Origin of the sequence: Synechococcus sp. PCC 6312 (genome assembly GCF_000316685.1) — a bacterium.
Classification (GTDB): domain Bacteria; phylum Cyanobacteriota; class Cyanobacteriia; order Thermosynechococcales; family Thermosynechococcaceae; genus Pseudocalidococcus.
In genome coordinates this window covers 3,534,899-3,549,712 of sequence record NC_019680.1, presented here as the reverse complement: position 1 = coordinate 3,549,712, position 14,814 = coordinate 3,534,899, and the positions used below count along the sequence as shown (strand labels likewise).

Here is a 14,814-nt window from a genome sequence, read left to right as displayed (position 1 = left end):
GTTCGCACCAATACCCTATTGCCCTTCTGAGGGGGGATGGTATCATTTATCACAGATCTGTTGCTTAATGCGTTGCTTAATACCCACTCTGCGGAAATATCTTCATTGCCACTGTCTATTGGTAGGGTCGTCCCATGACATCGACATCCATTGCACCTGTTGTTCTCGTTATTTTAGATGGCTGGGGCTACCGAGAAGAATCGGCTGGAAATGCTGTAGCTTTGGCGAAAACACCTGTCATGGACAGTCTATGGGCGGCTTACCCCCACACCTTGGTGCATACTTCCGGTAAAGCAGTCGGTCTGCCGCGGGGGCAAATGGGTAATTCGGAGGTTGGGCATTTAAATATTGGGGCCGGCCGAACTGTGCCTCAGGAGTTAGTCCGTATTTCTGACGCAGCGGAGGATGAAACCTTGCATCAAAATCCGGCCCTTGTCAAGCTCTGCCAGGCCCTGAAAAGCCGTCAAAGGAAGTTACATTTGATTGGCCTATGTTCCGAGGGGGGGGTGCATTCCCATTTAGATCATCTTTATGCCCTTGTGGAAATGGCCCAGCAACAGGGAATTACGGAAGTCTGTATCCATGCCATTACCGATGGTCGTGATACCCCGCCCATGGAAGCCAAGGAGGTGTTAAAAACCCTAGAAGAGCACTTAAAGGACATTGGCCTGGGCAAAGTCGTGACGGTGAGTGGTCGCTATTACGCTATGGATCGAGATCGGCGGTGGGATCGGGTGGAGTTGGCCTATCGAGTGATGGTCTCCAACGATGGGATGAACTCTCTTGCACCGTGGGAAGTGGCAGCGGCGGCTTATCAACTCGAGATTACCGATGAATTTATTCAACCCGTCCGGATTGCAGCGGGGGCGGTTGAGCCAGGGGATGGGGTCATTTTCTTTAACTTTCGCCCCGATCGGGCCCGGCAACTGACTCAGGCCTTTATTGACCCCAATTTCCAGGGATTTCCCCGGGAGCAGATTGAACCCTTAGAATTCGTCACTCTGACCCAATACGACAGTAGTTTGACCTGTGATGTGGCCTTTCCCCCTCAAAACCTGAACAAAATCCTGGGGGAAGTAATTTCCGAAGCCGGGTTATCGCAATTACGGGTGGCCGAAACAGAAAAATACGCCCATGTCACCTACTTTTTTAATGGTGGTATTGAGGATCCCTTTCCGGGGGAAGATCGGGTTTTGATTCCCAGTCCCATGGTTCCCACCTATGATCGGGCCCCAGCCATGTCAGCAGCAGCGGTTACGGAAGCGGTAGTAGCAGGGGTCGAAAAAGGAATTTACTCGTTAGTAGTAGTCAACTACGCCAATCCCGATATGGTTGGACACACGGGGCAAATTCCCGCAACGATCCAGGCCTTGGAAACGGTTGATCGCTTTTTGGGTCAGGTGATTGACAGCACTCTGAAGATGGGCGGCACACTCCTGATTACGGCGGATCATGGGAATGCTGAATATATGCAGGATGAGAATGGCAATCCTTGGACGGCTCACACGACTAACCCTGTACCTTTGATTTTGGTAGAAGGGGAAAAACGGCAAATTCCCGGTCATGGGACGGATGTGCAACTGCGTGAGGGAGGCTGTTTAGCGGACTTGGCCCCGACTATTTTGGACATCCTCAAGTTAGAGCAACCAACGGAAATGACTGGAAAATCCTTAATCGATACGGCGGCCTATGAGATGCGCACTAGCCGTACCCCTGTCCCGGTTAAGCTTTAAGGCTTAGAATTAAGGTTCAGGATGTGTTGCAGATGTTCTACAGGTCACAGGTCAGTTAAAGCAATGTTGGAAAAAATCTTGATGGGTGTTTGGGCCTTTTCTGCCTTGGGTTTAGTTATTTTAGTGTTGCTTCACAGCCCCAAGGGGGATGGTCTAGCGGCGATTGGCGGTCAGGCCCAGTTATTTACCAGTACCAAAAGTGCGGAAACGACCTTAAACCGAATTACCTGGACGTTAACCGTACTGTTTATGGGCTTAACAGTGGTCTTAAGCGCAGGTTGGTTAGGGGCAAGTTCCTAAATTTTTACCGTAATTTTTCAAGATTGGCCATGGGGCAGAGGGAGAGACCCTGGGGTAAGGAATGAAGGCCGTTGTTTTGCTCTCTGGTGGTTTAGATTCCGCCACGGTGTTATACCAGGCCCAGGCCGATGGTCTAGATTGTCATGCCCTGTCCTTTGATTATGGTCAGCGACATCGGACGGAACTCAACTCTGCCCAGGCCATTGCCCAAGCTGCGGGTGTGGTTGCCCATCAAGTTGTCACCTTCAATCTCCGGGCCTGGGGTGGGTCTGCGTTAACGGATGATCAGATTGCTGTACCGGAAGAACGGGATATTGAGGCCATGGGCCAGGGGATTCCCGTCACCTATGTCCCAGCCCGCAATACAATTTTCCTCAGTTTTGCCCTGAGTTATGCCGAAGCCCTGGAGGCCCAGCGGGTCTATATCGGAGTGAATGCCTTAGATTATTCTGGCTATCCCGACTGTTGCCCAGACTATGTGGCTGCGATGCAAACGGTCTTCGATCTAGGCACAAAAACGGGTCGGGAAGGAAAACAGATTACGATTACGGCTCCTTTAATCAATCTCCATAAAACCGAAATTATTCAACTGGGAAATCGGTTAGGTGTACCGTGGCTTAAAACCTGGTCTTGCTATAGCGATGGTGGTAGGGGTGAAGTTCCCATGGCCTGTGGGGTTTGTGATGCCTGTCGGTTAAGGTTAGCAGCGTTTGCCGAGTTGGGCCTGGTGGATCCAATTCCCTATCGTTGTTTTTAAGCTGAATATATCTTAAAGAAGGCGTTAGTGTTGGCCCTGATAATCATCCCGAGTTCCCCTGGCTTTAATGGCATCACTAATTCGACCCAGGGCATGAACATAGGCCGCCGTTCTGAAGGGGATGGTTTTAGCCTGGGCAATGTGCCAAATTTCATTAGTTTCCCGTAACATCCGCTCTTGAAGTTTTTGATCCACTTCTGCTGCACTCCAATACCAGCCACTGCGATTTTGCACCCACTCAAAATAACTGACGGTTACGCCCCCGGCATTGACTAAAATATCAGGAAAAACGGGAATTCCCTTTTGTTCTAAAATTTCATCGGCAGCGGCAGTGATCGGCCCATTCGCGACCTCAAAAATCACCTTGGCCTGGACTTGGGCGGCATTATCCTGGGTAATTTGTTTTTCCAGGGCGGCGGGAACCAAAACATTCACGGGCAGTTGCAGGAGTTCTTCATTGGTAATTCGTTGATAGTCCACGCGCTGGCAGACGCTACCGGCACAATAGACCGCCTCCAGGCCCCGCGTCGTTTCCTTATATTGCTTAACACTGGGAATATCTAATCCCTCTGGGGCATAAATACCACCTTGGGAATCACTCACCGCCACAACCCGATAGCCAGACTTAAAAAGCAGTTCCGCTAAAATTCCACCCGCATTACCAAAACCTTGAATCGCCACAGTCGTGTTTTGGGGTTGATAGCCATAGCGGGGCAACACATTATTGATGACGGTATAGGCTCCCTTAGCAGTGGCAGAATTGCGGCCTAAACTCCCCCCCATTGCAATTGGCTTACCCGTGACCACACCCCGACTGATCCGGCGGTTAATTAGGCTATACTGATCCATCATCCAGCCCATAATCATGGCATTGGTATAGACATCCGGGGCCAAAATATCCATGTCCGGGCCAATAAAGTCGGCAATTCCGTCAATATAGCCGCGGCTAAGGCGTTCCAATTCCATGACCGACAGGGCTTTCGGATTAACCGTGATCCCCCCCTTTGCCCCGCCAAAAGGTAAATCCATCACGGCACACTTAAAGGTCATCCAAAAGGCTAGGGATTCCACTTCATCGGCAGTGACATGGGGATGGTAGCGTACCCCGCCTTTGCCCGGCCCCCGCGTGTCCTCATAGCGCACCCGATAGCCCTGAAAAATTTGCAATGAGCCATCATCCATCCGCACGGGAATGGCGACTCGAATCGCGGCTTTGGGGTATTTCAACCGTTCTAGGGTATCGGCGGGTAAGTCCACATGGGCCATGGCCCGTTGCAGTTGAATTTGGGCATCGGATAGTTGGGAACCACTCATAAGATCCTGGAATTGGGCCTAAGTCTAATTTTACGATGGCGGCTTCCCCAACCCGGCCTGGGTTATCAGAACCGTTACTTGGCTTCGTACTCTTAGATCAGGTTGATCCTCGCCCAATGATTTCCATGAGGCTTTCCTATCCCAAGCGAGGGCATCATCACATTGCCAGCCTAATAGCAACTTGTCAAAAATTCGATTAAAGACAATAATCTTAAGATTTCTATCTATTTATAACTGTCTGCGTAACATTATAAGTTTAAGAACTGTATCTTCAAATTGAAAGTTTTTAGTTGGCAATGTAATATCAGGCAAATGCTCAACTAGTGACCTAACAACTTTCATGAAATCTAGCCTTGCTTTTGTGTTTATTGGTTTGATCCTCACTTTTCCGCCAGAAGCAACGGCTGAAACCTGTGAGCCACTCCCCCCTCAAGTCTCGCCCACCGATGGAAACAAGGTTCGTATCAGAATTGCTCCAGATTTGGGCTTTAATTCCCATGGCAACACCTATTTTATAATTCCCCGGCCTGTTTCCACGGTCACAATTAAACTCACACCTGTCACCACTGATAATGCCGCCTATCCAACCCAACTGATTGCCCGATATTCTGATGACACAATTTTTGAATCCGGCGCACCAATCTTTGTCCCCGATAGTAACAAACCAATCATTTGGGGCCCGTTACAAGTAAATCAGTCTGGGAAGGTTTTTGATGTCTTTAATGTCAAAATTCTCGAAAACTATCGCCTCTATCCCCAATCGAAGGGGTTTACCTACGACCTAGAAGCGTTTGGCTGCCGTTAGCCTCCGTACCATTTTCCCAACCATCCCCACCCCTACTGTCATAATTCACCATGATCCGAGCTTTTTCAGTTTCATCCCTCCTCCTCTCCCTGATCCTTGCCTTGCCTGTGAGCGGTGGTAGTGTCTTAGCGGCCCCGGTTCCAGCCACCACATACAAGACAACGGCTATTCCTGCCCCCGATGCCATTGGCAATGATGCAAGCCGTTACAAAGTGACCATTTATCCAACTGTGCCCGGTATGGGAACTCGTGATGTTGCCCCCGATCCCGATGGTTCTGTTTGGTTTAATGGGCAGTGGTCAGGGGTGATTGGGCATCTTATTCCGGCCACTGGGGAGGTGAAGTTGTATCCCCTTGGTCGTGGCTCCCATCCCCACGGGGTCATTATGGGCCCAGATGGCTATCTCTGGATTTGTGATGAAGTCAATGCCATTGTCCGTTTTGACCGGAAAACCCATGAAGTGAAGCGGTATAACCTGCCGCCATTTCCCCACACGATGGGTTACGGCAACCTGAATACGCCCGTGTTTGATGGTAAGGGAATTCTCTGGTTTACAGCCCAAAATGGCTATTATGGTCGCTTAGATCCACGCACAGGTGACATTAAAATCTTTCCGGCTCCCTTGGGCTATGGTCCCTACGGGATGACAGCAACACCGAAAGGGGATGTTTGGTACACCAGTTTGGCAGGGAATTACATTGCCCGGATTAACACAACAACCTTTCTCCCAGAGGTGTTTACCATTCCTGAGCGGATTGCCAATGGTTCGCGGCGAATTTGGTCAGATTCCCAAGGCAATATCTGGATTACGACCTGGGGGACTGGGGCCTTGATGCGATTTAACCCAGTCTCGAAACTTTGGGACTCCTATAAACTACCAGGCCTGGGGCCGCGGGGCTATTCCACCTATGTTGATAACCAAGATAAGGTTTGGAGTTCTGATTTTGGGACGAATTCAATTCACCAGTTTGATCCGGTCACAAATTCATTTACTATTTTTCCGGGGAACAAGCAGAATGTCCAAACGCTCCAGATGAATGGAGTTGGAGATCGGATTTGGGCCGGACAGCAAGGGGTTGATCAGATTGTTTTATTTGAGCGTATAAAATAGCGTTTGATCACACACATTATCGTCCCCAAAAATTACCGATAACCCTGTTTCATACGTTGTTGCTGATCCCAGGCCTGGGTATGGCTTTCCTCCTTGGCGTTTGGGAAACTGTTGCCTACGCTGATCCTGTTCCTCCCCTGAAACCCATGACGTGCCAATCAGCGAAATTTCCCGCACCCACCCCAGAAGCAAGGCGCGAATTAGCTCCAAGTGGAACATTGAGGGTGGTGATTAATACGGGAAATTATGTCTTGGCTACGGAAGATGAGAACTTTAGACCCTATGGTATTTCTGTCGATATTGCCCATTTACTGGCCTGGCAATTGGGCGTCCCGGCAGATTTTGTTGTTGTTCAAGCTGCGGCAATTTCTTTTGAACGGGTTAGTACCAATCAGTCAGATATTGGCTTCTTTGGGGTTGATCCTTGGCGGGCTAAAAGTGTGGACTACACAGACTCCTATGTTCACATTGAAGGGTCTTATATTGTCAGGGTGGATTTGCCAATTCAAAACCTGAGTGATGTGGATCGTTCTGATATTGAAATTGTGGTGGGAAAAAACAGCGTCTATAATCTTTTCCTCAATCGCACTATCAAACAGGCCCGGATTATTCAAGCACCAACCTCTCCAGAGGTGACGAGCTATATGTTGGCTAATAATCATCCAGTTGGGGCTGGGATTCGTAATCAACTGGAGGCAGATATGAAGCGGTATGGCGGTTTACGCATTCTGCCACAGCCGTTTATGACGATTCAACAGGCCATGGCGACTGGAAAAAATCGTCCAAATGGAATTGCCTATCTGCAGGCCTTTGTGAGGGAACTAAAAACCAGTGGTTGTGTGCAAGAATTAATCACGCAGTACGCTGTTACCGATGCTACTATCCCGGCCGCTCAGTAAGTCCTGGTTCTATGGAAATGGCGTTGCATAATGGAAAGATGAACTGTCCTGATTGTCAATCTACCCATGTCAGTAGGAACGGCCACCGTGGCGCAAAGCAAAACTATCTTTGTCTGGATTATGGTCGCCAATTTATCGACTCCTGTTCCCCCAAAGGGTATCTTGATCCCGCGAAGAGCCACGGATTGAAGCTCTATGTCACAGTCTTAGCGGCCTCGATAAAACTATTACTTCATTGCCTCAAGTTTTGGGAACGTTCACTGCTTCCTCATATCATTTCTTGATTATGCAGCACCCCACATCCTACACCCCAAAAGTGTTTCCGAAAATATTGTTCCGCCAGGCCTGTGAGTGCCATAGGGGTACGTTGTGAGACTCAAGAGAGATTACCCCTACTTATCCCTGGATTGCAGGGTATTTAATGAGACTAACTGAGACTGAAGAAGTGCTAGAAAGGACTTAAATCCCTTCATAAATGGACATTTTGAGATAGTCTCAGACAAACATAAAACGGAGAGAGGGAGATTCGAACTCCCGGAAGGTGTGACCCTTCAACAGATTTCAAGTCTGCCGCAATCGACCACTCTGCCATCTCTCCAAGAAAAGACTATAAACGCTGATCGATACCGAAAAAGCCTTGGGATAAATGCCGTAATCTCCACGCGCCGCCATCAGTAATCTCGATCAACCTAAAGCTTATGTAAATTCAGGCCAGCTTCCTTCGCAAAGGCACTCAGACCCTTAAATTGGAGGGTTTTAATGGCTTTAGTTGATAGCCGCAGCCGTACCCACCGATTTCCTTCCGGCCACCAAATCCGTTTCCATTGCAGATTGACCTCTTGCAGCTTCTTCGTCCGGCGATGGGAGTGGGAGACAGCGTAGGCGTTGTTAGCTTTTTTTCCGGTTAGTTGACAGACACGGCTCATAAGTCACTCACAAGGCGAAATAACCACAGACTTAGTAGTGTACCACCTTTAGCCCAGGCCTGGTATTTCTAAGGGACTGAAGCAGCCGTGAACAAAGATTTTCTCTCCGGTTGAATTAAAGCTGTAACTTGGGTTAATAATTCTTCCGGGTCAAGGGGATAGTGGAGGCAAGCATCGGCTCTCAGATAGGACGGTTCTGGTTCAGATCCAGTCTCCGGTAGAGTGAGGGACGCACCTGGGGGGCACAGCAGAATGACCTTTGTGGGTTGGGGGCTGGGGGCTGCCTGCAGATGTTCGACTAATCGATTTAAATTAAATCGATCTAAGCGTTGGGAGACAATAATCAGCCAGGGTTGGAAGTGGGATAGCTGTTCGATGACCGGATCTGTGACCCAAATGACTTGATATCCCGCTGCCGTCAAAAGTTCACAAATCAGGGTCGCCGTATCTTCCTGTTCCTCAATTAAGATAATTCGACCTTCTGAAGCCGGAATCGGTAACGCGGTGAGGGAAGATTCCCAGGCCTGGAGCGGGATTGAGACAAAAAACGTTGACCCATGATCTTCTCGGGATTGCACCGTAATCGTTCCTTGGTGGAGATCGACAATTTGTTGAACAAAGGCTAACCCCAGGCCCATCCCCTCATGTCGCCGCCGATAGGGTGTATCTAACTGCTGAAAAAGCTGAAACAGCAAGGGCTGTAAATGACTTGGAATCCCAATCCCGGTATCAGACACCGCAAAGCGCGCCTCCTGGCCATCACACTCCACCCGCAGAGTCACGCTTCCTTGGGCTGGGGTAAATTTAATCGCGTTGGTCAGCAGATGAATTAAGACCTGTTGGAGTCGGTGCGGGTCAGCCGTAAAGGTATCTAGATGGGCGGGAATATCCAGTTCTAGTTTTAAATTCAGTTGGGCTGCCATGGCCAAGGCCCGCACCCGTTGCCGCACCTGTCGAGCCAGTTGCCCCAAAGAAAACGATTGAATCCGCAAGGCGGCCTGCCCTACCTCCACCTGGGAAAGTTCTAAAATCCGGTTAATTAACTCCAGTAGGTGAGTACCGCTAGCGTGGATAGTCTCTAGGTATTGCCGTTGTTTTTCCGTCAAGGGGCCGAGGGGCCAGCGCAAAAGAGTCGCCGACATCCCAATCACACAGGTGAGGGGACTGCGGAGTTCATGACTGATGGTGGCCAGAAAATCACTCTTAACTCGGTGGGCCGCCTCGGCAGCTAGAAGGGATTGACGCAGGGCCTGGGTGCGCTCGGCAACGCGATCTTCTAGGCTGATTTTCTGTTGTTGGAGTTGACTGTAGAGTTGGGATTGATAAATGGCGATGCTGATGTGATTGCAAACATGACTCAAAAATTCCTGCTCTTGGGGATACCAAACCCGTGGTTGTTGACAGGCATGGGCCATTAATCCCCCCCAGACTTTTCCCTGAACCACAATCGGAACCAGGAGAAGAGATTGTACCTGATAAGATTGCCAAAACTCTACCCAGACCCCGTTTTGCTGGTGATTAACAGTAATATCCGGCAGTGCCAAAATCTCCCCATCCCGGAACTGCTGCCAATTGACTGGATCCGGGCCCCAAGGAATATCCCCAACTCCTAACAGGGAACTCCAAGCCTCGTCCCTTTGGGCTTCATAGGTCACTTCCCCTTGGTTTTCGGCCATGGCCTGGAGAATTAAGACCCGGTCAGCTTGGAGAAATTCCCGAATTTGGCTCACAGCGGTGTTGAGGGTGGCGGGTAGATCTAAGCTTTGGCGAATTTGGGTCGTGATTTGATGAATCAGGCGTTCCCGCTGCATCCGTTGTTGAACCGCCAGATTAACTTGGGGCTGACAAATTGACGTTTGTGGCGATAGATCAGCCGCGCAGAGGTTTAAAAGTTCAGCCAAAATGGTTTGAGTGACTTGCAATACAGGGGTAGATGCCCCAGATTGATACTCTGGCCATTGGAGTTGACGGGGTAAGCTCTGGAGAAATTCCCGCACTAGCTGCGGCGCAAAGGTAAGTTGTAATCTCAAGAAGCCCGGTAGTGGGGTTGCTTGTGCCGTCAGTAGAGCCGTAAAATCCGGTGCCACAATTGCCGTAAAGTTTTCTGTTTCCCCCAGGCCTGGGTTCGTTAAATTAGGAAACTCCGCACCGAAGCTATCCTCATTGGCCAATCCCATGAGATTCTGTTCCGGTAACGGATCACCCGTATCTTGAATCACAACCCGCTCCCCTAGCTCTTGAGTCTGAGCCAGAAGCACGGCGGCAAATTGCCCATACTTCCCCGCAGGCAAGGTTTGCGAAAAGATTATGGCCGTATCCGGTGACACCAGATTATTCCTCTATGAGTAAGATATGTAAGTTGGTCAGCCAACAATGCTCAATGCAAGCAGATTTTCAGGTGAGATTGGAACAACCCGTTAAAGTAGTGAAGTCACACCCCATCCACCATCACCGAGATGAACAGAACCCCACCTTGGTGGTATTTTTCCTGAATATTATTTTTGTGGTGATCAAGCCTGATCTAATTTCTGTTGTAACGGTCGGAGATCATCAGATGGCAATTCACACCAGATTCCTTAAGGATTAAGCCCGATTCATTTAGCTCTGTAAATTAGGAAAAATAAATGCATCGAATTGTTAATTTAACCAATCAGAATGTAACCAATAGCAACGGCGAAACTGTTAATTTTATTCGCCAAACCCCGGCCCCGATTTTCTTCCTGACCACCGCCGATACTGATATTCACGTCCTTTCCCAGGCCTGGACCCGCTTACCCCAGGATTTTCCCACCGTCCGGGTGATGAATTACTTGAACCTCCAGCAGCAAATTGTTATTGATGATTATGCCGAAGCGGTCTTAGCCCAGGCCGAGGTGATTGTTTTGCGGCTTTTGGGGGGGCGGGCCTATTGGTCTTATGGCTTAGAGGTCTTACAAACCACGGTGGCCGATTCGGGTGCGAAGTTGATTGTCTTGCCCGGAGATGATCGCCCGGATTTGGAATTAATGAGTTTGTCGAGTTTGCCCCTAGAGCAGGTGGATCAACTGTGGCGATATTTTCTTGAAGGCGGGGTGGAAAATATGACCCAGGCCCTGTTGTTTCTCGGCTTTACCTGTCTGGATACACCCCAAATTCCAGCCTTACCGCAACCTGTGCCTAGAGTCGGAATCATGGCCTGGAACAGTCAAGTTGAGTTAGCCGAAACAGCCCCAAAAGTTGGAATTTTGTTTTACCGCGCGCATTATTTAGCAGGAAATACCGCACCGATTACCGCCCTCTGCCAGGCCCTGAGCGAAAAAGGATTACAACCGATTCCCGTCTATGCCCAATCCCTTCAAGATGAAACCATCCAGGCCGAACTACTTAAACTTTTAGCTCCAAATGACACCAGCAAAATTGATCTGATTCTCAATACCACCAGTTTTTCCATTGCCCGCCTTGATTTAGCCCAAACCGATACAGAACGGGGCCTGGAGTTTTGGCAAGCCTTGGATGTCCCCGTGATTCAAGTCATTCTCAGTGGCAGTGGCCTGGCAACGTGGCAGGAGGATATTTTGGGGTTGAGTCCGCGGGATTTGGCGATGAATGTGGTCTTGCCAGAAGTGGATGGGCGGATTATTAGTCGGGCAATTTCGTTTAAGTCGGGAGAACTTTACGATCAAGAGTTAGAAACAGCCATTATTGGTTATCAGCCGGAACCGAGTCGCATTGATTTTGTTGCCGAGTTAGCTGCCCATTGGGGCAAGTTGAGAAGGCTTAATAATGCTGACAAAAAAGTTGCCCTAATTCTCGCAAACTATCCCGCTAAAGATGGCCGAATTGCTAACGGTGTTGGTTTAGATACCCCGGCCAGTTGTGTCAAAATTCTTCACGAACTTAAAGCTTCCGGATATGATTTGGGCGCTCAAGAATTACCGAACACTGGCGATGAACTGATTCAACAGTTAATGAAAAGTATCACCCACGATCCAGAGAGTTGTTATCGTCCTGTAAATCAATCTTTTAGAATTCAAGAATATAAAAATTGGTTCAAGTCACAATCTGAAACTATTCAACAAAAACTTGAAACCTATTATCCCCAACCCCAACAGGATATTCCCATCCCAGGCCTGGTATTTGGCAATATTTTTATCGGCATTCAACCCCCACGCGGTAACGACTTAGACCCGAATACGAATTATCACAATCCTGAACTGCTACCCACCCCAAACTATCTCAGTTTCTATCTTTGGATTCGCCATAGTTTCCAGGCCAATGCGGTGATTCATATCGGTAAACATGGCAATTTAGAATGGCTTCCCGGAAAAAGTGTGGCTCTCTCGAATCAATGTTTTCCCGAACTTGCCCTCGGGCCACTGCCGAATTTTTACCCGTTTATTGTCAATGACCCCGGAGAAGGCTGCCAGGCCAAGCGGCGTTCCCAAGCTGTAATTATTGACCATCTCACCCCCCCGATGACCCAGGCCGGGCTTTATGGGCCGTTGGATGAACTCAGCCAAGTTCTCGATGAATACTACGAAGCTGAACAACTCGATCCGCCTCGTTTACCACTCCTTAAAGACCGGATTGATGAATTGATTAAGGTTTTGCATTTGGATCAGGATTTAGCGCACCTTGCACCGGCTGAGAGTGGAGATTGGCAGGCCTGGTTGAATCAAACCGATGGCTATTTATGTGAACTCCGGGATGCCCAAATTCGAGATGGGTTGCATATTTTGGGTCAATGTCCTGAAAACAGCCAACTCCGGGATTTAATTTTTGCCATTGCTCGCTCCCCTAATCGGATTCATCTCGGTTTAACTCGTTCTTTAGCAATAGATTTAGGGTTTGATTGTGATCCCTTAACCACCCCTGCCACAGAACCCAGTCCTGATCCCAAATTTCGCACCGTGGGGGATTGGACAGCCGCACTAGATCACCAGGCCAGTTTACTGATTGATCGCCTTCTCACTCAAGACGTACCAACTAATTTAGGCAGAGAAACTAACAAGGTCTTGGCCTGGATTGCTGATAGTTTACTGCCCAATCTCCGCCGCACCAATGAAGAACTGACTCAATTGTTACGGGGTTTAGATGGCTGCTATATTCCCAGTGGCCCCAGCGGCGCGCCAACCCGTGGCAGACCTGATGTATTACCCACAGGACGCAATTTTTATGCCGTCGATTTAAGAGCAATTCCCACCGAAGTGGCCTGGGATTTAGGTCGCAAAGCTGCCGAAGCCGTGATTGAGCGCTACACCCAAGAACAGGGAGAATTTCCCAAAACCCTCGGTCTTTCGGTCTGGGGTACAGCCACCATGCGCACCGGGGGAGACGACATTGCTGAAGCTTTAGCTCTCTTGGGAGTGATGCCGGTTTGGGATGGGCCGAGTCGCCGGGTCGTGGATTTAGACGTTATACCTTTCACGCTTTTAGGCCGTCCCCGAGTAGATGTGACGTTACGAATTTCCGGCTTTTTTCGGGATGCCTTTCCCAACCTGATTCAACTCTTTGATGATGCCGTGAACTTAGTCGCTAGTCTGAATGAACCGCCGGAGCAAAACCCCTTAGCGGCCCATGTTCAAACTGAAATCACCACGGCTGTAGATCAGGGTATTAATTTAACCACCGCCGAAACCCAGGCCAGGTTACGGATTTTTGGATCCCCCCCCGGAGCCTATGGAGCTGGATTACAAGGCTTAATTGACAACCCCCAGGCCTGGAATGACACCACCGATCTGGCCCAAGCCTATATCAACTGGAGCAGCACTGCCTATACCGGAACCGGCCAAAGCCAACCTGCCCCAAAAGCCTTTCAAAATCGCCTGGCCCAAATGCAAATCGTCCTCCACAACCAAGACAATCGAGAACATGATCTTCTTGATTCTGATGATTACTACCAATTTCAAGGGGGATTAACAGCGGCGGTAAATCTCCTTAACGAACAAGCTCCAACGGTTTATTTTGGCGATCATGGCCAGACCGAAAACCCAAAAATCCGCGCCCTGACTGAAGAACTCGCCCGTGTCTATCGTTCCCGTGTGATTAACCCAAAATGGATCGCTGGAGTCATGCGTCATGGGTATAAAGGAGCCACAGAACTGGCCGCCACCGTGGATTTTCTCTTTGGTTTTGCTGCCACCACCCAGACCATCCCCAATCATATGTTTGCCGGAGTCGCCCAGGCCTATGTCTTTGATCCGGTCGTCCAGGATTTTCTCCAGGCCAAGAATCCCCATGTTTTACGGGATATTGCCGAGCGATTATTAGAAGCGGAAAAACGGGGCCTGTGGACAGAGGTAGAGCCAAGTTGCAAAGATCAATTACGGGCCATTTTGCACCAGGCCGAAGCCAAAATTGAGACTTATGGGGTTACTTGATCTGTTGCCGCCGATTGAACAAAATATCCCAGGCCAAGAGATGCGAAGCCCCAGAAATCCCGACCCCAAAGGCTGGAATCAAGGCAATCGGAAACGTAGCAATCGTGGACATACTCGGCACTTGCAGCAATGTCAGCGTTAAACCAGTGCCCACAGCCAGGATAAAGTCCGCCATGCCAAACAAATGAAAAGCCCAGTATTTTTTCTGGCTCCGGGGACGCATCAGCACCGGAATCACCAACACCCCCGCCACTAAATCACCCCAGGCCGCCCGCTCGACAAATATTTGAGGCAGCAAATCCTGAGCACCATAGTAGAAAAATACCACCGCCGCCGGAATCCGCCACAGATGAAGCAGGGTCAAATAGTAAAGGGGAATAGATTGGCAGTAGGCCCGCAATAATGGCATTTGAGAGTAGGCAAAAACTGGAGTTGCGATGCCCAAAAACACCAGCAATGCAAAGCCCAGCCCCGTTAAACTCTGCAACCAGCCCCAGTAACTACTCACTCCAACCAGCAAGCCCCAAAGAGCCGCAACCAAAAGTAAGCGATTTGTCCAGTGTTGCCGTTGATGTTGGGTCAAGGAAATCATAAAACCTCCAAAAATAA

12 protein-coding genes and 1 tRNA gene are annotated in these 14,814 nt (G+C 49.4%); 8 read left to right on the top strand and 5 right to left on the bottom strand.

The genetic code is table 11. The features are described from left to right. The first annotated feature begins 134 nt into the window (after positions 1-134). The 3 genes from gpmI to queC all read left to right on the top strand — a co-directional run bounded on the left by gpmI (position 135) and on the right by queC (position 2,790). Entirely contained in the window at positions 135-1,733 is a 1,599-nt protein-coding gene (gpmI, locus tag SYN6312_RS17225) for a 2,3-bisphosphoglycerate-independent phosphoglycerate mutase (RefSeq protein WP_015126176.1), read from the top strand. A 63-nt stretch (positions 1,734-1,796) separates the two neighbouring features. Next, positions 1,797-2,033, top strand: coding sequence for a preprotein translocase subunit SecG (gene secG, locus SYN6312_RS17220; RefSeq protein WP_015126175.1), 237 nt, complete (start codon positions 1,797-1,799; stop codon positions 2,031-2,033). Between the two features lie 61 nt (positions 2,034-2,094). Then, on the top strand, positions 2,095-2,790 hold the full coding sequence (gene queC / locus SYN6312_RS17215) for a 7-cyano-7-deazaguanine synthase QueC (protein WP_015126174.1): 696 nt from the start codon (positions 2,095-2,097) through the stop codon (positions 2,788-2,790). A gap of 24 nt (positions 2,791-2,814) precedes the next feature. On the opposite strand, the gene SYN6312_RS17210 is transcribed toward queC, so the two are convergent. After that, positions 2,815-4,104, bottom strand: a complete 1,290-nt coding sequence (locus SYN6312_RS17210; RefSeq protein ID WP_015126173.1) for a Glu/Leu/Phe/Val dehydrogenase — start codon at positions 4,102-4,104, stop codon at positions 2,815-2,817. A gap of 340 nt (positions 4,105-4,444) precedes the next feature. On the opposite strand from SYN6312_RS17210, the gene SYN6312_RS17205 reads away from it, so the two are divergent. The 3 genes from SYN6312_RS17205 to SYN6312_RS17195 all read left to right on the top strand — a co-directional run bounded on the left by SYN6312_RS17205 (position 4,445) and on the right by SYN6312_RS17195 (position 6,920). Continuing rightward, positions 4,445-4,909, top strand: a complete 465-nt coding sequence (locus SYN6312_RS17205; RefSeq protein WP_015126172.1) for a hypothetical protein — start codon at positions 4,445-4,447, stop codon at positions 4,907-4,909. 50 nt (positions 4,910-4,959) lie between these two features. Next, a complete protein-coding gene (locus tag SYN6312_RS17200) occupies positions 4,960-6,021 on the top strand; it encodes a streptogramin lyase (protein WP_015126171.1) in 1,062 nt (353 codons plus the stop codon). 80 nt (positions 6,022-6,101) lie between these two features. Beyond that, complete coding sequence (locus SYN6312_RS17195; RefSeq protein ID WP_015126170.1) at positions 6,102-6,920, top strand: ABC transporter substrate-binding protein; 819 nt, start codon at positions 6,102-6,104, stop codon at positions 6,918-6,920. Positions 6,921-7,431: 511 nt separating this feature from the next. On the opposite strand, the gene SYN6312_RS17190 is transcribed toward SYN6312_RS17195, so the two are convergent. The 3 genes from SYN6312_RS17190 to SYN6312_RS17180 form a co-directional block, all read right to left on the bottom strand. After that, positions 7,432-7,518: transfer RNA gene (locus tag SYN6312_RS17190), tRNA-Ser, on the bottom strand. 91 nt (positions 7,519-7,609) lie between these two features. Further along, positions 7,610-7,846 (bottom strand): 50S ribosomal protein L28, encoded by a 237-nt coding sequence (gene rpmB / locus SYN6312_RS17185; protein ID WP_015126169.1) that lies wholly within the window; start codon positions 7,844-7,846, stop codon positions 7,610-7,612. Positions 7,847-7,914: 68 nt separating this feature from the next. Then, a complete protein-coding gene (locus tag SYN6312_RS17180) occupies positions 7,915-10,173 on the bottom strand; it encodes an ATP-binding protein (protein ID WP_015126168.1) in 2,259 nt (752 codons plus the stop codon). Positions 10,174-10,187: 14 nt separating this feature from the next. Here SYN6312_RS17180 and SYN6312_RS17175 point away from each other — a divergent pair, with 14 nt between their 5' ends. After that, the gene (locus SYN6312_RS17175) at positions 10,188-10,433 is read left to right on the top strand and encodes a hypothetical protein (RefSeq protein WP_156804868.1); all 246 of its coding nucleotides are present in this window, start codon (positions 10,188-10,190) and stop codon (positions 10,431-10,433) included. Positions 10,434-10,470: 37 nt separating this feature from the next. After that, entirely contained in the window at positions 10,471-14,205 is a 3,735-nt protein-coding gene (gene cobN / locus SYN6312_RS17170; protein WP_015126166.1) for a cobaltochelatase subunit CobN, read from the top strand. Here the strand turns inward: cobN and SYN6312_RS17165 are convergent. Beyond that, on the bottom strand, positions 14,198-14,797 hold the full coding sequence (locus SYN6312_RS17165) for a hypothetical protein (protein ID WP_015126165.1): 600 nt from the start codon (positions 14,795-14,797) through the stop codon (positions 14,198-14,200). The genes cobN and SYN6312_RS17165 overlap by 8 nt on opposite strands. Positions 14,798-14,814 lie beyond the last annotated feature (17 nt).